Annotated in this window: 14 protein-coding genes and 1 pseudogene; 6 read left to right on the top strand and 9 right to left on the bottom strand. The window is 47.2% G+C overall.

Annotated features, from left to right (window positions below):
* Window positions 1-65: 65 nt before the first annotated feature.
* From AC3G3F_RS14955 to AC3G3F_RS14940, 4 genes are all read right to left on the bottom strand, one after another.
* Window positions 66-3179 (bottom strand): chondroitinase family polysaccharide lyase, encoded by a 3114-nt coding sequence (locus AC3G3F_RS14955; protein WP_023246749.1) that lies wholly within the window; start codon window positions 3177-3179, stop codon window positions 66-68.
* Between the two features lie 121 nt (window positions 3180-3300).
* Window positions 3301-5529: an autotransporter family protein gene (locus AC3G3F_RS14950; RefSeq protein ID WP_488395251.1), complete on the bottom strand. Its 2229-nt coding sequence runs from the start codon at window positions 5527-5529 to the stop codon at window positions 3301-3303.
* A 102-nt stretch (window positions 5530-5631) separates the two neighbouring features.
* Window positions 5632-6561 carry an OmpG porin family protein gene (locus AC3G3F_RS14945; RefSeq protein WP_023246751.1) on the bottom strand — a complete coding sequence of 310 codons (930 nt, stop codon included), beginning with the start codon at window positions 6559-6561 and terminating at the stop codon, window positions 5632-5634.
* A 719-nt stretch (window positions 6562-7280) separates the two neighbouring features.
* On the bottom strand, window positions 7281-7373 hold the full coding sequence (locus AC3G3F_RS14940) for a hypothetical protein (protein WP_488395249.1): 93 nt from the start codon (window positions 7371-7373) through the stop codon (window positions 7281-7283).
* Window positions 7374-7679: 306 nt separating this feature from the next.
* Between AC3G3F_RS14940 and AC3G3F_RS14935 the strand changes: the two are divergent.
* Window positions 7680-7766 (top strand): annotated as a pseudogene (locus AC3G3F_RS14935) (hypothetical protein); the annotation flags it as partial.
* Window positions 7767-7786: 20 nt separating this feature from the next.
* Here AC3G3F_RS14935 and rclR read toward each other — a convergent pair.
* Window positions 7787-8641: a reactive chlorine-specific transcriptional regulator RclR gene (gene rclR / locus AC3G3F_RS14930; RefSeq protein ID WP_053508485.1), complete on the bottom strand. Its 855-nt coding sequence runs from the start codon at window positions 8639-8641 to the stop codon at window positions 7787-7789.
* A 215-nt stretch (window positions 8642-8856) separates the two neighbouring features.
* On the opposite strand from rclR, the gene rclA reads away from it, so the two are divergent.
* The 3 genes from rclA to rclC all read left to right on the top strand — a co-directional run bounded on the left by rclA (window position 8857) and on the right by rclC (window position 11149).
* A complete protein-coding gene (gene rclA, locus AC3G3F_RS14925; protein WP_079796331.1) occupies window positions 8857-10182 on the top strand; it encodes a reactive chlorine resistance oxidoreductase RclA in 1326 nt (441 codons plus the stop codon).
* 157 nt (window positions 10183-10339) lie between these two features.
* Complete coding sequence (gene rclB / locus AC3G3F_RS14920) at window positions 10340-10576, top strand: reactive chlorine resistance periplasmic protein RclB (protein WP_053529289.1); 237 nt, start codon at window positions 10340-10342, stop codon at window positions 10574-10576.
* 12 nt (window positions 10577-10588) lie between these two features.
* The gene (gene rclC / locus AC3G3F_RS14915; RefSeq protein ID WP_023246757.1) at window positions 10589-11149 is read left to right on the top strand and encodes a reactive chlorine resistance membrane protein RclC; all 561 of its coding nucleotides are present in this window, start codon (window positions 10589-10591) and stop codon (window positions 11147-11149) included.
* Window positions 11150-11229: 80 nt separating this feature from the next.
* Here rclC and AC3G3F_RS14910 read toward each other — a convergent pair whose 3' ends face one another.
* Window positions 11230-12405: a DNA repair protein gene (locus AC3G3F_RS14910; protein WP_488395247.1), complete on the bottom strand. Its 1176-nt coding sequence runs from the start codon at window positions 12403-12405 to the stop codon at window positions 11230-11232.
* 325 nt (window positions 12406-12730) lie between these two features.
* On the opposite strand from AC3G3F_RS14910, the gene pheP reads away from it, so the two are divergent.
* Window positions 12731-14125 (top strand): phenylalanine transporter, encoded by a 1395-nt coding sequence (pheP, locus tag AC3G3F_RS14905; protein ID WP_488395245.1) that lies wholly within the window; start codon window positions 12731-12733, stop codon window positions 14123-14125.
* A 41-nt stretch (window positions 14126-14166) separates the two neighbouring features.
* Here pheP and AC3G3F_RS14900 read toward each other — a convergent pair whose 3' ends face one another.
* Window positions 14167-15414 (bottom strand): mechanosensitive ion channel family protein, encoded by a 1248-nt coding sequence (locus AC3G3F_RS14900; RefSeq protein WP_023246760.1) that lies wholly within the window; start codon window positions 15412-15414, stop codon window positions 14167-14169.
* Between the two features lie 310 nt (window positions 15415-15724).
* Between AC3G3F_RS14900 and AC3G3F_RS14895 the strand changes: the two genes are divergently transcribed.
* Window positions 15725-17695 (top strand): autotransporter outer membrane beta-barrel domain-containing protein, encoded by a 1971-nt coding sequence (locus AC3G3F_RS14895; RefSeq protein WP_070801474.1) that lies wholly within the window; start codon window positions 15725-15727, stop codon window positions 17693-17695.
* A gap of 342 nt (window positions 17696-18037) precedes the next feature.
* Here the strand turns inward: AC3G3F_RS14895 and AC3G3F_RS14890 are convergent, their stop codons facing one another.
* Both AC3G3F_RS14890 and AC3G3F_RS14885 read right to left on the bottom strand, forming a co-directional pair.
* A complete protein-coding gene (locus tag AC3G3F_RS14890; protein ID WP_023246762.1) occupies window positions 18038-19477 on the bottom strand; it encodes a 6-phospho-beta-glucosidase in 1440 nt (479 codons plus the stop codon).
* A gap of 29 nt (window positions 19478-19506) precedes the next feature.
* On the bottom strand, window positions 19507-21180 hold the full coding sequence (locus AC3G3F_RS14885) for a carbohydrate porin (protein ID WP_488395242.1): 1674 nt from the start codon (window positions 21178-21180) through the stop codon (window positions 19507-19509).
* Window positions 21181-21216 lie beyond the last annotated feature (36 nt).

Raw genomic sequence — 21216 nt, 5'->3', positions numbered from 1 at the left:
GGGGATTTATGTATAAGAGGCAGAGCTATGTCGGAGGATATTTATTAACGCAATGACTAACCTGGCTACGGCTGTTGCTTCAGAGTTATCTCCTGCGGAATACCAAAATAGCTCGAGAACGTCAACTCCGTGGTACCTCCCGCGGTCCTGACGCTAACCTGCGGGTTCGGGGCGCTAGCCTGCCACTGACCGTTAAGCGTCACTGAAATAGGCACCGGGGTTGCCGCCGTGGTTCGGGTCATGTTCAGGTCTGGTGTAACGCCGCTAACAATAAGTTCTTTGTCTCCCCGTGATTGGGTCATAATTATCGCGGGCTGAGGAATATTTTTCACCACGCCGTCGGCAGGTGTCACCGCACTAAATGCGGTATAACCGATGGTTTGGGTCACATTATCACGCACAATGTGTGCAACATTGTCTTTACGCAATACCTCATACGGTTTCTTGCCTGCGCGATAATCGTTAGCCAACTGTTGCATACTCCCGGGCGTGGCTTCAAGCACCATCAGGTACTCATATTCAGCATCTTGTGGTTTCTTGCCGTGAGAGAGCCACGCCACGCTGATGTCAGCTTCCGTTGGTTTACGGGTTTTATTATTCGCCGAGACCTGATGCTGACGGCGTACTTCTCCTTTCGCGCCGGCCGTTAATAAATAACCGGTACCATGACCGTCGATTAACCAATCACCTTCCCCAAGAGTACGCTGATACGGGAATGCGGTAATGCGTTCGCCGTTCACCCATAGAGCGTGCGCTTTATCCGTGATGCCGTGCTGGAAAAGCGTTGTTTCTGTTGGGTATTTAGTCGTACTGTTGCTAATATTACTGCCTAATAAAACCAGACGATTTTCCGTCTCTAACGCGGTTTTACGGGCAGTAAAGCTGCTATCAAATTTCGGCATTGATGGCGCATCAAACTTAAAGGCGAACATACCATATTTACCCGCCAACGATGAATGACCGCTGAAAGGCTGATCGCCACGTAACATCAGCGTATGCGGGTTAGGGCTGTCCAGCTCGGCTAACGGTAAATGAATCGTGGTGGTCCCCGGATTGCGGTTCCAGTCCCAGCCGTCTTGTGTAAAACCTATCTCTTTCTGGCTACCATAAGGCAGAACCTGAACAGCACCATGACTTTGATAGCGGCCATAACGGTTATCGGCATAGTAAATCTCTGAAGACCAAACATTGCTGTTGTAGGCTTTCAGGGTCACCATTTTGTCGCTAAAACGATGAATTCCGAACGCGCCGCCGTTAAAGGTCCAGTTACCCTGAGGTAAAGAAGCGGGCTTAATTGTCTGACCAAAGAGCGCTTCGCTTTCGCTCTCTGGCGTTCTGGTAATTTGCAGATAGATGGCGGCCAGATCTTTATCCACTTTTTCGCCGGTTTGCGGATTGCCGGTCAGGGCCAACCACCGGAACGAGTCCTGGAATAATTTCACGCTTGATGAATTGAACGGGTGACGACCCGCGAGTCCCATTGAGGTCGCCGGGTTGCTGTAAATCCATGCTGAAACCATCGCTTTTTTCAGCGCAGCACGTCCTTCTTTGCTGACCTCAAACGGCGAGCCTTGCAGCATGTAAACCAGCTGGCTGGCATTTTTAAAAGCCGGGAATGAGTAACCTGGATAGTTGCCTTCGTGACGCCATGCCGTACCGTCAGGACGTAGGCCATCTTGTGCGCCGGGTGGGATTTGCGACAGCGCCACGTTGATATACTCACCAAAACGTTTTAATAATGCAATACGTTTTGCCGGATCGGGCTCAAGCATCAGCAGTGCTAAGTGCTGACGCGAAAGTGTATTAAAATAGTCCAGATCCGAACTCTCGGGCCCCGGTTGCATGTCAAAGTTAGCTTTGAATTCCCGTGAATACCACAGCAGGGCATCAGCGACCTGCTGACGTAACTGATGTTTTTCCAGTTCATCGCTCATCATCATCGCCGAGATATACCACCAACGAGAACTGTATCCCCAGTGGTGGGTCGTAACCAGCGCGCTGCCGTCAACGAATCCCTGATCCAATAAATGTTGGGTCATCAGTATATACATGTCGACCAGTTCCTGACGCTGCGCAGGCACAGTACTGATCTGATAGGCACGGCTGATATTAAACATCAGCGTGGCATAATCAGCGAGATAAACATAATCGTCAAAACGCTGTTTGTCGACGGCGCTCATAAATTCAGGTTGATACAATACCTTCTGTTTATCTGTAATTATATGCCGCCCGGACAATTTACCCTCTGCGTTACGTTTAATACGTAATGCTGCAAATTCACTGCGTAATTTTTCGTAATTATCGACAATGACCAGTCCACTCTCGTCGATTTTCCCTTGGATAAATACGCGTACCAGGGCATCGCGAATGCCCTCAGTAGCGGCTAACTCACTTGCCGTTGGGGTCGGTAATTTTTTAGGTAGCCGGAAATCAATTTCTGGAATGTGAAGCCGCGTTTTTACCTGGTCATCAGACCATTGATAGCGAGCGTCATCGATAGACAACATGATACGGTCGATATAAAAAGTGCCGGAGGGCGCTTTAAGCGGCGCTTTAAAGCGAATGTCATCCATATCACTTTTTGCCCCACTGGCAATGGTATTGCGGGCGCCGCTCTCACCGGCTTCGTTTTCGCTGATGCCCAAGCCTTCAATTTCGCGTCCTTCAAGATCGTTTTGCAGTGAAACGCCGATTGCGCGCCAGCCGCTAAAGTTCATTTTGACTTTAATGCCGGTATCAGGTGAGCCAGAAGGTCCCAGGCCGCGGCCAAGATCAACAATCATGTAATCGTCAACCGGACTTTCGTTATAAATCCAAAACGAGAGCACTTGCGTGGCTTTACGACCCCATATCTTAGACGCAACAGAGTCGGGTACTTGTTTGATAGGGTGATGAATCGTCACGGTACTGCCCGCCTGCCAGTCCCATTTAAGCGATTTATTGCCCATGATATAGCGCTCAGGACTCAACGACAGTGTTGAATCTTTACTTGCGGAGACAAAATCAGGGATGCTATTGCCGTCAAAATCAATAATCGACGCCTGCATCAGCATTTTTTTATTGATTTCATTATTTGTACTTTTAGCGTTATTCACTGATGGATGTGATGTACAGGCGGCTGCTCCCAGCAAGGTTGCGACGGTGAGGGCTATAAGTTTAAATCTGAAAGGTGTATACATAATCTTCGCTACTCAATAAAAGGATGCAACAGAGAAATGAAGAGAGGCGATACCCATCGGGATACAGGTCATGCTGTATCCCGATGCGTTATACCTACAAAAGAGTTCTGGCGACTTGCACTTAAAAGTATTTAGAAACGCTCAGACCTATATATCCTTCGTTATAACCATCACGTTTGTAGTAATTCAAATTACTGTCCAGGATAATATTATTTTTTAGCGTTAAAGAAGATTTCAGTGTGGCTTCAAAAATATCATTACCGATGCTATCGCCGGTGATAGTGAAACGGCCTTTGCCTTTACCCTGATCCATCACTAAACCCGCAGTTTCGGTTATGACTTCTGAATCATTTAAATCACGGTATCCCATTAAGGAGAGTGATGGGGTAAATTTACCAAACGCCAAATCGTAGGTATTGAAGGCGGTAAAACCGGCACCCAGGTGTTTCACTGAATAAGACTGCCGATCTACTTCCAGACTGGCTGGTGAACCGCTTTCGGCATAATCTTCCACCCGGAACCACTGATAGTTATATTCTACTCGCGGCTGTAATTTAACGATATCAAGGTCAAATGTTATACCGGCGCTGGCCTGATAACCCATCTGCAAGCTGTTATAGTCGGCTTCAGCCCTGGTATTTCCCTGATAACCATTTAAGGAACCAATATTACGGGTGCTGCTATTTTTATTATAGCCCATATTAATGTTACCGTTAATAAAATAGCGGTCGTTGAACCAACCAGTATAGGCCATAGCTTCATAGCTATTTACATCTTTTGTATTACCATAACCATTTATATTTATATGGCTGTTTTGATAACCGAAAGCGACACCGAATAAAGCTTCATCTCTGAAGCGGCGATCCATACCAATATTTATGCCATAAGCATTAGTTTGATAACCGAAAATATCAGCCTCATTGCCCTGGCGTCCATGCGTATACAGAGTTTGCGCCCAGAAATTCCACGGCGTTGCGGTCTCCTGATTGCGTAAATAGAAGCTACGGTTATTTGCCTGATCACGCATCTTATCGACCACACGCAGGGCGGCGCGGACCTCACTGCCTTCAGCATTCGGGGTTAATTGTTCAACTAACCGGGCAATACCATTGCTGCCGCTGTCAACAACAGATGAATTCGCACCGTCGTCGCCTGTATTACTGTTACCCGCTGAGGTTAACAGTGCCAGGAGTTCACCGCTTCGTACGGACTGAGTTTTGTTGTATTCGGACAGTGCATAGTTAACGATATAACTTGCTGCCTGGAGCCTTTGCTCACTTATGCCACCTTGTTTAGCGATGTTGACAAAATTATCACCGCCTTCGTAGTTCACCCCGTAGCGTACCACCAGTTGATTGCCTTGAATGCCACCATTGACAACCGGATCGGTGGTGGTTATCCAGGAGTCGATTTGTTTTAGCAATGGCGAAAGATCGCTAACCGCGTTTACGCCACCTTGTCCGACCTCAACAGTACCACTCATTCCCCCATTTGATTGAATGAGGATGATATCCTTATTGACGATATCGTTGATGTTACTCCCTACATAAGAGAATAATGCCTTACTTCCTGTATTAAATACGGTCTTGCCTTCAATCAATAATAGAGGTGTGTTTAAATTAGCGGAGTTACCAATCTTAAAATCCAAAATCGCATTTTTTTTATTATTAAAATCACCACTCCAGAAAATGGTCCTGTCTTTAGCAATGATGCTTAGATTCCCCCAGTTATCTATTTTCTCAACCCCGGAAATAGTATAACCATCAAATAACCCTTGCTGTGCTCCGCCCTGGTAAGCAAAGTTAATCTTATTTCCTTCCAGACCATTGCCTACAATATTCCCGTAGACGTTACCGTTGACATCTATTCTCAGAGCTGTCTTTGCTCCTGAGAAGTCAATGGCATTTTCTTTACCTTTAACCGTCGACCCATCTTTTATTGATATACCTATATTAGGAACGGCCGGTTGTTTAAATGAACCGTCAATTTTAATTGCTGTGCCATTTTCACTGATAATATTAATCCCTTTTTCAAGGTTAATATTATTATTAAAAAACGTATTACCATCGGCGTAGATAGCGTACGCATTTTCTCCGCTAACAGTAATGTTTTTACGGATATACTGGGCGACAAATGGCGTGTTGCCAGTATAGGTCAGAGCATTACCTTCGGCAACGTATAAGTCTGACGTTAAGGTCACGGCTTTACCATCGGAGGCAATTATTGCATCACAAGTACTGCCCGCAGGTGTATAAGGTGGACAAACACTCGCAGCTGTATTAAATGCAGTTGATAGTAAAATAGTGGATATACTGACCGCGAGAATTTTTGCCCTAAAATTTTTAGACATAATAACACCTTCCATTTCTCAGGAATGAATCTAATACTGTATTGAAACCCGGAATTATTTAATGCTGGATTTTACGTTTCTATGCCAGGCATAAGTAAATATTCAGAATGTTGCGCGTACACCAACTTTCATATATTTAGATGAAGAGTCTTCTTTACCCATGGTATAGCCTTTTTTATATTTAACATCTTCAATATAGTATTCTGCCTGAAGTCGGAAGCTATCGGATAAAGGGTAAGCCATTTGCAGGGCTAAACGGTTAACTTTACTTTTTGTTTTGGTTTCACTGTATGCCGCGCTTTCGTACCATCCGGACGTTTCACCATAATTAAGGGCATAGCGAACATATGGGGTGAGCACCAGACCAATTGGCGTATTCCAGTTAAAATAGAAACGCATTTGCTGGTTTCTTGAGTTATCGGTCAATCCCCAGGTATCGCCTTTGTCACTGCGTTTACCAGCATTAAAATAGTTCAACGTCATCATGGTATTGGCACTCGACTTGAAACGTACGCCTGGTTCAATTTCCCAGGTTAAGCGATCTGCACGGCGTACAGATTGATTCGATGCCGTATTTACCTCTTCACGTTCAATACCCAGAATCACACTGCTCGCAAATGTAAAACGTTCAGATAACAGACGCTGGCCGGTCAAATGTGCGGTATAAAAATCAATGGTAGTTCGATTGCCGTTATCGTAAGTGGTTAAATCTTCACGAATACGAAAGCTCGGTTGGATCCAACCCTCGTCAAAACGGAAACGATAGCCGACCATAGCCTCAGCACGTTGATAGCGCTGGCGGGAGTCGTGGAATTGTTTACGAAAACCTAAATCATAGTACCAGTTAGAACCGTCAGGATTAAGGTTCATATCCAGGCGCGGACCACTGTAATCATATGGTGTACCGTAATCTCCCGTCACCCAACTCAGTGTTGCATTCACTTTCGCAGCGTGAACGCAGACGGGCAGAAGTGTAGCAATGATCCCCAGACAGACTGCTGTTCCAGAAGTAACTAACAACTTCGCTTTCATAATGATATCTAACCCTTGTAATTATAGAAATACGCTACATTGCAGGATTTATAGGGAGGTTTCCTGCATCTGTAGATCCACTGCCGGAAAAATGTGGTCCGGACATCAGGTATGGGCAATGAGTGTTTGCTGGCTGCCAACTCGCAGATATATTATCTTTTACATGCTTTCGTTTCCTTACGCTAGATCACAAAAAAACATATCGAAAGTATTTTTAAGCAATAAAAGACTTAAAAAGCGATAAAGAAGAAAATCAAAAGGTATCGAAAGTTTTGTTTAAGTGTTATAGAAAATCACGCAGGCTTCATGTTTTTCTAAAATCACTCCGATCAGCCCGGAGCAGGGGATAGGGTGAGGCCTGCCGTCCATATCAGGCGTTTCAATAGGATACTAATGAAAAACGATAAGGCAGCCCCTGTAATCCCTCAATTAACAGCGTAAATTAATTATCGTGCGCTACCCGTATCCGCTGCGCTGGATCAAACTTGGCACGCCAGTTTCCTGTAAGCGTTATCTCTACTGACGATTGAAATCGTGTCGGCTCGCTGATGCCAAATAGCGTTTCTTTGTGTCAGGTGGGGCGCAGGTTCGAATCCTGCAGGGCGCGTCATTTAACCTCTTCAAAATTAGGTTAATCTGTATGCTTCTGCGGCGGCGATGTTGCGCCATCCGCAGTACGTGACGTTAAATATACAAATAACTAGTTGCGTCTAATCTGTTTATGGTGCTCCTCTGCCATGAATCTCATGGGCGAAAGAATGGGCATTATTCATCGATTGATGGACGACCATTGCTTTTTCATAGTCGTCCATTTCAGAAAAGGGGGCGCATTTTGTCGCTGCGCCACGGTTGCCGGGGCGCTGGTTTTCTGTATCTGAGCCATTTGCTGATGTGCGAAGGCGTCACCGTTATTCATCATTTCATGCGCCGTGGTGGATAACTGACGGGATTCCATTTTCTCAGCGGCGTTTACGCCAGCCGAGATAAAAAAACGACAGCTAAAAGGGATGTAAACTTATTCATCTTATTTCTCCGGTGTGGGTTAATAAGAGAAATAATAAAACAGTCGTTGGGTCTGGCGCGTGACGGAATAATGACGATAATGTCAGATTACTCTACTGGTTAACGATCTTAAAAAAGCCATCGCTGAACAGGTACAGCTAAAACCCGGTACCAGCGTGGCGTTTTCCGGGCAGCTCAAACTGCAGGCGGGTTCGGCGTACGTTTATCGTCCGAGCGTGTTGGCCCGTTTGCGGTACTCGCCTGGCGTACAACTGAATTCGCGGACAAAAGCTTTGTGAAAAGAAGATTCGCTCGCATAACCTACCGACTCGGCAATCACCATCACCGGCAGCGCTTCACGTGACAGGGTCTGGGCGGCAATTTGTAGGCGCAGCGTCGTTAACACGGCTAAAGGCGTCGTAGCGGACACGTCGCGAAATAGCTGGGCGAAGCTCGCCCGCGACATGTGTACCCGTTGCGCCAGCGTTTCGACCGTCCAGGGATGTGCCGGTGTTTCCAGCATGTGAATAATCACGCGGCCCAGTCGGGGATGCAGTAATAAATTGAGCACGTTTTTCGCCGTGCCAGCCTGCGACAACCAGTCGCGAACAGCGAGGGTAAACAGAGTGGCGCACTGCTGACTGCATAAGACGTCAGCGCCGGGTAAATGGCGTTCTGACTCCTGCTGTAACAGCAAAATGGCGGCGTTAAACCAGATACTGGCGGGGCTATGCGGCGGCGGGGCAAGACATAACACTTCCGGCAACGCGGTAAGAAAATAACGTGACGTCGTGTGCAGGCGTAGACTACCGCACACGATATGCGTCGGTGCTTCGCCAGACTGGCGCAAACGGTGGGCGGAGTTTTGCGGCAGAATCACCACCCTTCCCGGCGTAAGCGTCATGGCGTCGCCGGTAGGCATTTCCAGTTGCGCTTCGCCCTGCGTAACGGTATGCCAACGAATCACCGATAGCTCGCCAGCGGCGTGCGGCAACTGCCAGTCGCCGCCTAACGGGCAATTCTTGTCGATTGAGCCCTGAGGGTCGTTAAGCATCAATAGCCGACTAAGCGCGTCCATATAGACTCCAGAACAGATTGTTGTTAAAAAATAGGGATAACTATTCCTGTCTATCGTCACTATATTTCGGACTTAATATCATTTCTACCCTTGTTTTCGCCAAACGCTAATTTAGACGATAAGACAAAAAATGGCGCGTTGCGAATAACTCTGTTTTTTCTGACGTTACTTATACTAGGCCTGACAAACAGAGGGTGATTTGGCGGAGAAAGAAGATGACACAGTATCAGGCGCTCATTATTGGTTTTGGCAAGGCAGGAAAAACGTTGGCGGCAACTCTGGCGAAGACGGGATGGCGCGTGGCGATTATCGAACAGTCCGCCAGTATGTTCGGCGGAACCTGTATCAACATTGGCTGTATTCCAACGAAAACGCTGGTGCATGACGCGGAACGTGAGGGCGATTTTTCTGCCGCCATGCAACGTAAAGTGGCGGTCGTAAATTTTTTACGCGACAAAAATTTTCATAATCTTGCCGACCTGGACAATGTCGATGTGATTGAGGGAAGGGCGGAGTTTATTGATAACCATACCTTACGAGTATTTCAGGCGGACGGCGAGCGGGTGTTACGGGGAGAAAAGATCTTCATTAATACTGGCGCAGAGTCGGCGATCCCGGCAATTACGGGCTTAACAACTACGGCGGGGGTGTTCGATAGCACCGGGCTACTCAGCCTGAGCCAGCGCCCGGCGCGCCTGGGGATTTTAGGCGGCGGTTATATTGGCCTTGAATTTGCCTCAATGTTCGCCAACTTCGGTACGAAGGTCACTATCTTCGAAGCAGCACCGCAATTCCTGCCTCGTGAAGATCGGGATATCGCGCAGGCAATTGCCCGCATTTTGCAGGAAAAGGGTGTCGAGCTGATTTTAAACGCCAGCGTACAGGCCGTATCCTCACAGGAGGGCGCGGTACAATTAGAAACGCCGGAAGGCGCGCATCTTGTGGATGCCCTGCTGGTGGCGTCGGGGCGAAAACCGGCGACGACTGGCTTACAGTTGCAGAATGCCGGAGTGGCGGTGAACGAACGCGGTGGGATCATCGTGGATGATTATCTGCGTACCACGGCGGAAAATATCTGGGCGATGGGCGACGTTACCGGTGGGTTGCAGTTTACCTATATTTCACTGGATGATTTTCGTATTGTACGAGACGGTTTATTGGGGGATGGCAAACGCAGTACCCGCGATCGCCAGAACGTGCCGTATTCCGTCTTTATGACGCCGCCGCTCTCTCGTGTCGGGCTAACGGAAGAACAAGCACGGGCGAGCGGCGCAACGGTGCAGGTGGCGACATTACCGGTGGCGGCGATCCCTCGCGCCCGTGTTATGGACGATACCCGTGGCGTACTAAAAGCGGTAGTGGACGTGAATACGCAGCGTATCTTAGGCGTATCATTGTTATGCGTCGATTCTCATGAAATGATTAATATCGTTAAAACCGTTATGGATGCGGATTTACCTTATACGGTGTTACGCGATCAGATATTTACCCATCCTACAATGAGCGAGTCCTTAAACGATCTCTTTTCTCTCATTAAGTAAAACATAAATAGCATAGCCCTGTTAATCAGGGCTTTTTTTTTGCCTGTTAGGCCATAAAAATACGCCAGGACAAATATGCTGGCGTCTGAAAGAAAAGGCTTTAGTAAGGAGTAACGTATTATAACACCATTGAAATAACCCACGACTGGAAATCACGATGTTAAAAGTTACAACGTTTATTACCTCATTATTGGCTGCGCCGCTGGCATTTTCCGCCTCCGCCCAGCCGCTAGCTGACGTTGAATATATCAGCGTTTCTGCGGTTTCAGCGACGCCGTCGATGCTTGAAGACGCTATTGCCAGACTGGCGCAAAGTAAACAGGCGTCGTCATGGAAAATTACGTCAATGCGTATTGATAATACAGGTTATGCCACTGCGATTTTATATAAATAAGGAGGGCCTGGTATGGATAAATATCTTCGTCTGTTAAGTCGGGGGGATCGGCTTGGATTAACCTTAATTCGCCTGAGTATCGCCATCGTTTTTATCTGGATTGGATTACTGAAATTTGTGCCCTATGAGGCAGACAGTATTACCCCGTTTGTGGCGAACAGTCCGTTTATGTCATTTTTCTATGAACATCCGGAGGAATATCGTCAGCATCTGACTCATGAGGGCGAATTAAAACCGGAGGAACGCGCCTGGCAAACAGCCAATAATACGTATGCGTTTTCGGATGGTCTGGGCGTGGTGGAATTAATTATCGCGGCGCTGGTACTGGCTAACCCTTTCAGCCGCTGGTTAGGGCTGGCGGGCGGCGTACTGGCATTCCTGACGCCATTTGTCACGCTATCGTTTTTAATCACCACGCCGGAGGCCTGGGTTATGCCGCTGGGCGATGCGCATTATGGTTTCCCGTATTTATCGGGCGCCGGACGGCTGGTATTAAAAGATACATTAATGCTGGCAGGCGCGGTGATGATCATGGCGGATTCCGCCCGTTCGCTACTTTTACAGCGACAGTAGCGACCCTCTGACCCTTTTATGCCACGATTCGTCGGATGGTTGAGCAAGCGTCATCCGACAATCTGTTTATGGCTGATGGACTACCCTGTCAGAAGTTCCTGTTCCACCTGTTGAACCTGCGCCTCCAGCGTATTGCGAATTTCGGTTAGCGCTCGTTCCTGCTCGGAGAAATAGGCCTCCTTATCCGTAACGGAAGAGGCGAGCCGCCAGGCGTTTTCCGCTTCCAGTTGCGTAATCTCTTTCAACAGCGCGTCGATTTGCGTGCGGAGCTGGCGTATTTTATGGCGCAGATGTTCCAGGTTATTTAGCCTGTCGCTTGCCATCATCGGTTCCAGACCGCTTTGCAACTGCGTCAATAACGCGCGAATTGCCGCCAGATCGGCATTCTGCCGCGCCTGATTAAGCTGTACCATCATCTGGTGCGCTTTTTCTTTCAATTCATCGGCGACCACATCCGGGTGGCACAAGCGGCTGGCCTGGCGCCACAGACGTTTTAATTCACTGCGTTCGTCAGCCGACAAACGTTGATCGCGGGCGTAGCGAAATTGCGCTTCCTGCTGCTGCTTCCGGTACTGGTGATAGTCCTGTTCCGCGTCCTCCTGCGCCTGGCGGGATGTGCTGTCGTCCTGATGGGAAAAATCCGCTTCCAGCTCGCGAATTTCCTCCAGCAACGCGGTGATTAACTCCGTCTGCTGCTGGATTCGCTGACGGATGCCCACCGCTTCCCGCGAGGCGGCATTCAATCCTGTCCACTGCTGTTTTAGCGTTGCCAGTTGATCCACGGCCTGGGAAATAAATTGCAGGCAGGATTGATAATCCTTTTCCCGGCGTTTTATTTCAGCTTCTTGCTTACGCTGCATATTTACAGCGAGCTGTTTACGCAACTCCAGAATACGGCTCATCAACGGCCCGAGACGCAGATGATAGAGGTCGTTGAAATCGTCGAGGATTTGTACCCGCGCATTTCGTTTGTCAATCAGATCGCGAAGTTGGGCTTCAAGCGCTTTCAGCTCCAGTTTACTGGCGGCGATAGAGGGATCTTGCCACGTCGAGAGCGCCCGTTGGGCCTGTAGCCAGGCGGAGATCTCTTGCATGGCGTCACTGAAACGACGGGCTTCAATCGCCTGGGCAATCGCGCTGATTACAGCATCCTGCGGCTCATTTTTCAGGTAGATGAGCTGCTGACGGATAATCTCTTCGTCCTCAAGTTCGATGGCGCTTTTGATGATCTCTAAACGTTTAATGATCTTATTCATGACGTTGATGCCTGGCGTGGCTCAAAAACGGATAACAGATACCAGGTCTGATTCACCTTTTTGAAAATACTGAAAAAATACTAAATGTATTCTGTAGGGTGTCGTACTTTTCGTCCAGAGTTATTCACACATTTTATACTCGTCGTCTTTCACCCGTAACTCTCTATATCGGCGCGCATTCTTTTCTTTTTACTCCCCGCGATATCTTTTTTTACACGATAACGTTAACGTCCGGGGCTGAACCGTGACAAACGATTGCGCCTTGCGGCAGCGAGAACGAAATGTTAAAAGGTGCCCCTCAATAAAAACGATACAGGGGTAGGACGTGAAAAACGCGTCAACTGCATCCGGCGCCAGCGTGTCGGATGCCGCGTCGAAGAATGAACCGACGCTTCAGCGGGGGTTGCAAAACCGTCATATTCAGCTAATCGCGTTGGGCGGCGCCATTGGCACCGGACTGTTTCTGGGTATCGGCCCGGCGATTCAAATGGCGGGGCCGGCTGTTTTGTTGGGCTACGGCGTTGCCGGGATTATCGCTTTTCTCATTATGCGCCAGTTGGGTGAAATGGTCGTGGAAGAGCCGGTTTCCGGATCGTTTGCTCACTTCGCCTGGAAATATTGGGGGCCGTTTGCGGGCTTTTTGTCGGGCTGGAACTATTGGGTTATGTTTGTGCTGGTTGGGATGGCGGAGCTGACCGCGGCGGGCATCTATATGCAGTACTGGCTGCCTGACGTACCAACGTGGATATGGGCGGCGGCGTTTTTTATTATCATTAATGCCGTGAATCTGGTGAACGTTCGTCTGTATGGCGAAACGGAATTCTGGTTCGCGCTGATTAAAGTGCTGGCGATTATCGGCATGATAGGTTTTGGTCTGTGGCTGCTGTTTTCCGGCCACGGCGGCGAACATGCCAGCATTGATAACCTCTGGCGTTATAACGGTTTCTTCGCTACCGGTTGGCATGGTTTGCTTCTGTCGCTGGCGGTGATTATGTTTTCTTTTGGCGGACTGGAGCTGATCGGCATTACTGCGGCGGAAGCGCGCGATCCGCAAAAAAGCATCCCGAAAGCGGTTAATCAGGTGGTATACCGTATTTTGCTGTTCTACATCGGTTCGCTGGTGGTTCTGCTGGCGCTCTATCCGTGGGGAGAGGTGAAATCCAATAGCAGTCCTTTTGTAATGATTTTCCATAATCTTGACAGCAATGTGGTGGCTTCGGCGCTGAATTTCGTTATTCTGGTCGTGTCGCTTTCGGTGTATAACAGCGGCGTTTATTCGAATAGCCGAATGCTGTTCGGCCTGTCCGTACAAGGCAATGCGCCGAAATTTTTAACCCGCGTCAGCCATCGCGGTGTGCCGGTGAACTCGCTGATGCTTTCCGGGGCAATTACCTCTCTGGTGGTGTTGATCAACTATCTGCTGCCGCAAAAAGCGTTTAGCTTGTTGATGGCGCTGGTTGTCGCGACACTGTTGCTAAACTGGATAATGATTTGTCTCGCGCATTTACGTTTTCGCGCGGCGATGCGCCGTAAAGGGCGCGAGACGCAATTTAAGGCGTTGCTCTATCCCGCCGGGAACTATTTGTGCATTGCGTTTCTGGCGCTGATTCTGGTGTTAATGTGTACGATGGACGATATGCGATTGTCGGCGATTTTGCTGCCAGTATGGATTGTTTTCCTGTTTATCGCGTTTAACGTTTTGCGCCGTAAGGCCCATTAACTTTTTTGCCCGATCCCATGCTCATGCGATCGGGCAATCCATTAATGCCTCAACGTCCCTGACAGCGCACGAATATCGCTGCCGGTCGGCGTCTGATGAATACGTAAGCCGAACTCTTCCACCACGGCAAAAATATGGTCGAAAATATCGGCCTGAATGCTCTCATATTCCAGCCACACGACGGTATTGGTAAAGGCATAGATCTCTATCGGCAAACCATGATCATCAGGCGCCAGTTGGCGCACCATCAGCGTCATATCTTTACGGATGCGCGGATGGTGGCGTAAATATTCGTTCAGATAGGCGCGAAATGTCCCGATATTGGTCATTCGGCGGTGATTTAAGGCTGATTCTGGCGCATCCAGTTGTTTATTCCATTCATCGATTTCCTGATGGCGGCTGGTAAGGTACGGCTTTAACAGTTGCGCGGTTAACAGTCGCTGTTTTTCATCGTCATCCAGAAAATGGATGCTGGTCGCGTCAATATTAATGCTGCGTTTAATCCGGCGTCCGCCGGACGCAGACATGCCGCTCCAGTTTTTAAACGAATCGGAAACCAGCGACCAGGTGGGAATGGTGGTGATGGTATTATCCCAGTTGCGCACTTTTACCGTAGTTAAACCAATATCAATGACCGCGCCATCTGCACCATATTTCGGCATCTCCAGCCAGTCGCCCAGTTTGAGCATATCGTTGGCGGAAAGCTGTATACCGGCAACCAGTCCAAGAATCGGGTCTTTAAAGACCAGCATTAATACCGCAGCCATCGCGCCCAGACCGCTGATTAAAATCGCCGGTGACTGGCCAATCAGCAGTGAGATCATCAAAATGCCAACGATAATCGCACCGATGAGCTTAATGCCCTGGAATATTCCTTTTAGCGGCAGTTGAGAAGCGGCGGGCCATTTTTGCGACAGATTGAAAATCACGTCCAGCAGGGAAAACAACGACAGCAGGGCGTAGGTCATAATCCATAACTGTGCGCAGGTCGTCAGGATATCCGCAGCCTCACTGCCTTTTTGCAGCCAGAGCGCGGCCTGAATATTGACAATGATGCCTTGTAGCGTAAAAGCCAGACGATGGAATAATTTATTCTGGGTGATAATTTGCAGCCACAGGCGGGAACTGGCGCTGACGCGTTTTTCAAAAGCGCGCAGTACTATCCAGTGCAAAATAATATGCACGACAACAGCCGTCAGAAAAATAATACCAAATATCACCACCAGCGACGTGGTGTGATTCATTTCAATACCCGCTAAATCTTCTACCTGGGATATCAATTCCTGCATAATCTCTCCTTTATAAACAGCAGCCTATGATGACTGCTGAATGGCATTTATGCAAATCAGGATGCCTGCGCTTCAGGCATAAACAGCGGGAGACGGATAAAAATGCTTTTGGATTTATCCATACGCTATATTTTATTCAGCGCCCCACAAACGTCATTATTTTACGCCGGCCCCCCTTTTTTAACAGGCGCCAGTCCGTAAACAATGGATGAAAACATTTTAACCAGAATGCTTAAAACGATTGCAATGTCTCTGTCGGATGATGATTAGCATCGTCGTACCTACCAACAATAACATTAAGGAACATGGGATGACTCAAAAGCGTACCCTGGTAAAACACCACATACTCTTGCTGGCGCTGGCCACGCCATTATCCGCCTGGGCGTTTGACTCTCTTACGGTATTTGGCGATAGCCTTAGCGATACCGGGAATAACGGTCGCTGGACCTGGGATGGTGGTCAAAATAAGCTCTACGACGAACAGTTGGCCGAGCGATATGGGCTGGCATTAAGCCCCTCCAACAAAGGCGGTTCTAATTATGCCGCCGGCGGCGCGACGGCGACGCCGGAATTAAACCCCCAGGATAATACGGCGGATCAGGTACGGCAGTGGCTTGCCAAAACGGGCGGAAAAGCCGATCACAACGGCTTGTATATTCACTGGGTCGGTGGAAACGATCTGGCGGCGGCCATCACGCAGCCAGCTATGGCGTGGCAAATAGCCGGTAATAGCGCCACTAACGCGGCGGCGCAGGTAGGGCTGCTAGTGGATGCAGGTGCCGGGCTGGTCGTGGTACCAAACGTACCGGACATTAGTGTGACGCCAATACTCCTGGAGGCGGTAATCACCGCCGGGCTGGGCGCCGCTGCGCCCCCGGCGCTAAAGGCGGCGTTAGATGCGCTGGCGATGGGGGAGACGCCTGATTCCGCCAGTCGGCAGCAGGCGATCCGCAAGGCGTTGCTGGCGGCGGCTGTAACGGTAAGCAGTGACCCGTCTATTCAGCAACGGATCGTTGAGCAACTGCTGGCGGGCTATAAAACGGCGGCAGGCCAGGCGTCAGATCTGACCGATTATTATAATCAGATGGAAGAAAAGGGGCTGGAGCAACACGGTGGTAATATTGTCCGTGCCAATATTAACGGTCTTTTTAAGGAAGTTCTCGCCAATCCACAGGCGTTTGGTCTGACAAATACCGTGGGTATGGCCTGCCCGCCGGGCGTATCCGCCTCGGCGTGCTCTTCGGCAATGCCGGGATTTAATGCGTCGCAGGACTATCTGTTTGCCGATCATTTACATCCCGGTCCGCAGGTCCATACCATTATTGCGCAATATATCCAGTCGATTATTGCCGCGCCGGTACAGGTGACATATCTGAACCAAAGCGTTCAGTCGATGGTGCGCGGCAGTCGTGACACGCTTGACAGCCGTTATCAGCAGCTTCGCCAGGGGGAAAACCCTGTCGGTTCGTTGGGCATGTTCGGCGGATACAGCGGCGGATATCAGCGTTATGATAATAACGAGGCCGATGGCCACGGTAATCATAATAATCTGACGGTTGGCGTCGATTATCAGCTTAACGAGCAGGTACTGCTGGGAGGGCTGATAGCCGGTTCTCTGGATAAGCAACGTCCTGACGATAATTATCGTTATGACGCCCGCGGCTTGCAGGCCGCCGTGTTCAGCCATTTACGCGCCGGGCAGGCGTGGCTGGATGGCGATTTACACTACCTGTCCGCTAACTTCAGCAACGTTCAGCGCAGTATAACGCTTGGTGCGCTAAGACGCGTGGAAGAGGGCGAAACCAACGGCCGGCTGTGGGGCGCCAGGTTAACCAGTGGTTACGATTTTGTTCTGATGTCGTGGTTAACGACTGGACCAATGTTGCAATATGCGTGGGATTATAGCCACGTTAATGGTTATAGCGAGAAACTCAATACCAGCACATCAATGCATTTTGGCGACCAAAACGCCCATTCGCAGGTGGGTAGCGCTGGTTGGCGTCTGGATATCCGCGATAGCGTCATTCATTCCTGGGCGCAGATTAATTATCGCCGCCAGTTTGGCGATGATGCGTATGTGGCAAACGGCGGCCTTAAATCGACCGCGCTGACGTTTAGCCGCGCCGGGAAAACGCAGGATAAAAATTGGATCGATATGGCGGTTGGCGCAGATTTTCCGCTGTCGACAACGATGTCAGCCTTTGCCGGGTTGGCGCAAACGGCAGGGCTAAGCGATGGCAATCAAACCCGCTATAACATCGGGTTTAGCGCACGATTCTGATGACACGCCAGGGAGGGCTGCCCGGTTCATTCGTGTAACGTTAGACACTGAAAAAAATAAGTTTTTTCACAGAAGTGGGCGAAGCCAGTGACGCCAGTTAAATTTATAATCAGTAGTTTGAATTTTAAATATTATAGGTTTCTACATGATGGTATAAGTATCTAAAGTTACAAGTTGATAAGAAGTTTACCAAATCGATTAACATTAGGATTTAGAGTTGAATCATTTTTATTGGTAGTTAGTATCTCAATACTGATTGGCATGTTTATCATTATCTAACGTCAAATAAAGGGGCTCCGGTGGAGTCCCTTTTGAATTTAAATTAAAAAATCAAAGTAAAAATTAAATATTATTACCATTCTGAGAAATCAATTCTTTATACCAGTAAAAAGAATTTTTACGACGCCGTTCGAGAGTACCATTCCCATCATTATCTTTGTCCACATAAATCATCCCATAACGTTTTTTCATTTCTCCAGTACCAGCAGATATTAAGTCTATACATCCCCATGGGGTATATCCTATTAAATCAACACCATCTTCAACAACGGCTTTTTTCATCTCACGAACATGCGCAGCGAGATAATCGATGCGATATTGATCGTCTATTGTTCCATCATGTTGAACAAAATCAACGGCTCCGAAACCATTCTCCACAATAAACATTGGTAACTGGAAACGATCCCAGAACCAATTGAGGGAATAACGTATGCCACAAGCATCTACTTGCCACCCCCAGTCTGAAGTTTGAATATATGGATTTTTAACCAAATGATGCGGTTCAACATAGTTGAAATCAGGGTTATCTTCCGTAGATTTAGTTACAAATGACATATAGTAACTAAATCCGATATAATCCACACAGCCATATTGGAGAATATTAAGATCATTTTCGGTAATATCAAGATGAAACCTCTGTTTATCGAAATAGTTGAGCATGTATTGTGGGTAATAGCCACGTACATGCACATCAGTGAACCAATAACGGCGATGCATCGCACTTACAGACATCATCATATCTTCAGGAGTGCAAGTAAGAGGATAGATGGGGCACATAGCAATCATGCAACCAATTTTAAAATCTGGATTGATTTCATGCCCGACACTAACGGCAATGGCACTGGCGACCAGTTCGTAATGTACAGCCTGATACATAATTCTTTCTCGGTCATGTTCCCCTTCATCATCAGAATACAGAATTCCAGAATTAGTAAACGGGCAGAGACTTTCACGGAAATTGACCTGGTTATTTATTTCATTAAAAGTCATCCAGTATTTTACTTTCGACTGATAACGGTTAAAAACTACTTTCGCAAAGCGTGTGAAAAATTCAATCATTTTGCGATTACGCCAACCACCGTATTCAGTCACCAGATGATATGGCATTTCAAAATGAGACAATGTGATTACAGGTTCGATATTGTATTTGAAACATTCATCAAATACCGCATCGTAAAATTGTAACCCCTCTTCATTAGGTTCAATCTCATCCCCATTAGGAAAAATTCTGGTCCAGGCTATTGATGTGCGAAAACATTTAAAACCCATTTCCGCGAAAAGTTTAATGTCATCTTTATAGCGATGATAAAAATCAATTGCTTCATGATTGGGATAATTACGACCCTCTATTATTCCTGGGGTGATTTCACGCGAAACACCATAAGCTCCAGCCGTCATAACATCTGCAATACTAATCCCTTTTCCCCCTTCGTTCCAGCCTCCTTCCAGTTGATGTGCAGCAACAGCTCCCCCCCATAGAAAATCACTTTTAAATCCTGACATAACCTTGCTCCTTAATGAGAAATTTTAAATTACCACCAAACTTCAGCCTGAACACCAGCCATAAATTCGTCTTTGCTATTATCGTTAAAATTGAAATTAGATAATTCATTATCCAGAATGTTAATGTATGTTCCATAGAAACGGATTTCCGGTCTTGAACCTAAAATACTGGTGCCAACTTTAAAAGCATGATAGAGCGTAGTTTTATAGGCTGACTCATCCAGACTAATACCTTGCTGAGTTTTATTTTTTTGTTTAAACCAGCCTAATTCTATCCCCGTCTGGTTCCAGGTATTCCAGATCCATGCTGGACGAATAACGGTACGTATGCTATCAAAATCGCTATGTGCGCCACTCTCATAGCTATAAATATCTTCCCCGTGAGAATAAACAAGGGCATTTGCAATAATGATATTATTACCAAGATACATTTCCCCCTGTGAAATTAAACGCCAGGCAATACCATTTGTATGATCACCATAATAATAACGACCATGAGACATAGTATTGCTTGCATCAGAGAAACTAGAAAAACTGCTGGCAAATGAATTATTAGCAATTTGTAATGTGAATTCGTTAAAGGCATCCCGGTCAAGATTTTGATGAATAATTGAAGTTAACATCCAACTATCTTTCATTTCAAAATAACTATCATTATTTTCATTGTCTTTTTGCTGATCGGTTTTATTCGGGGAAGAATATTTAGCCATTAATGATAATGTGCCATCTTTCCATAAAGGAATATTTCGATAACGTAAGTCAATAGAGTTTGTGTTCATTTGAGTAGTATGCTCAAAATTACGAGAATATACATCAACATCATCACGACTTAACGAAACATCAAGCATCCCCGGCCCTAAGAGCCAATTTTCAATACCAACCCCCGCAGCCACATCTGCTGTGAGAGTTTTCCAGTCAAGCATCTGAATTTCATATTGTGGTAATTTATGTTTACCAACCCAAAAATCAGCATCAGGAGCAAATGGTAAAAATCCTCGAGTGGTCAGAAAAATATCGCTGAACTGCATGATATTTTCATTATCACTATCGCCAAACCATGCATCATTGTATTGTTCACCAACGTTACCATCATACGTGACAACAGCAGTAGCTGTTTTACCGTCCTGGTTATAAACACGCTGGTTTAGCGTTAAATCGAACCATCCGCTTGTTTCGTTACCAAAGCGTCCTAGTGATCCGGCGGCATAGGTTTCCGGGGAACCATGATTACCCGTCGCCCAGCCAGAACGGAAGTAGCCCTGATAACTAAAGCCAATATCATCTTTTACATATTTACTGATATCTTTTAGAGTAACGCTTTCAATAGTTGTATTTTTGCCATTGCTGTCTATTACTGCTACTTGTTGTGTGCCTTTGACTGGAACATGGGAACCAGATTGGTTGATTTCACCGTTTTCATTGTTAATGTTTTCAGAAACAGGTGATGTGGCCGTAATATCTGGAATGGCAGTATTACGATAGCTATTTTCAGCAACACTTTTCTGTAAGGTCGCAATTTTATTTTTATATGTGCTAAGTTCATATTTTGTTATCTGCAATTCTTTTTTATTTGCAGATAATTCAGATTCCAGAAGTTCGAGCCGTTGCTCAACCGTTAATTTACTGGCAAGAACATCAGCAGGATATAACGCCATGCCAATAAATATGCACAACAGGCTGAGTTTTACATTTTTTGCTTTCATTTAAATACTCTTGACAGGTAGAAGTAAGTTCCTCCA

The organism is Salmonella sp. FC25216, assembly GCF_057751355.1.
The sequence above is the reverse complement of the archived record's forward strand: the minus strand, read 5'-3'. Positions and strand labels throughout refer to the sequence as shown.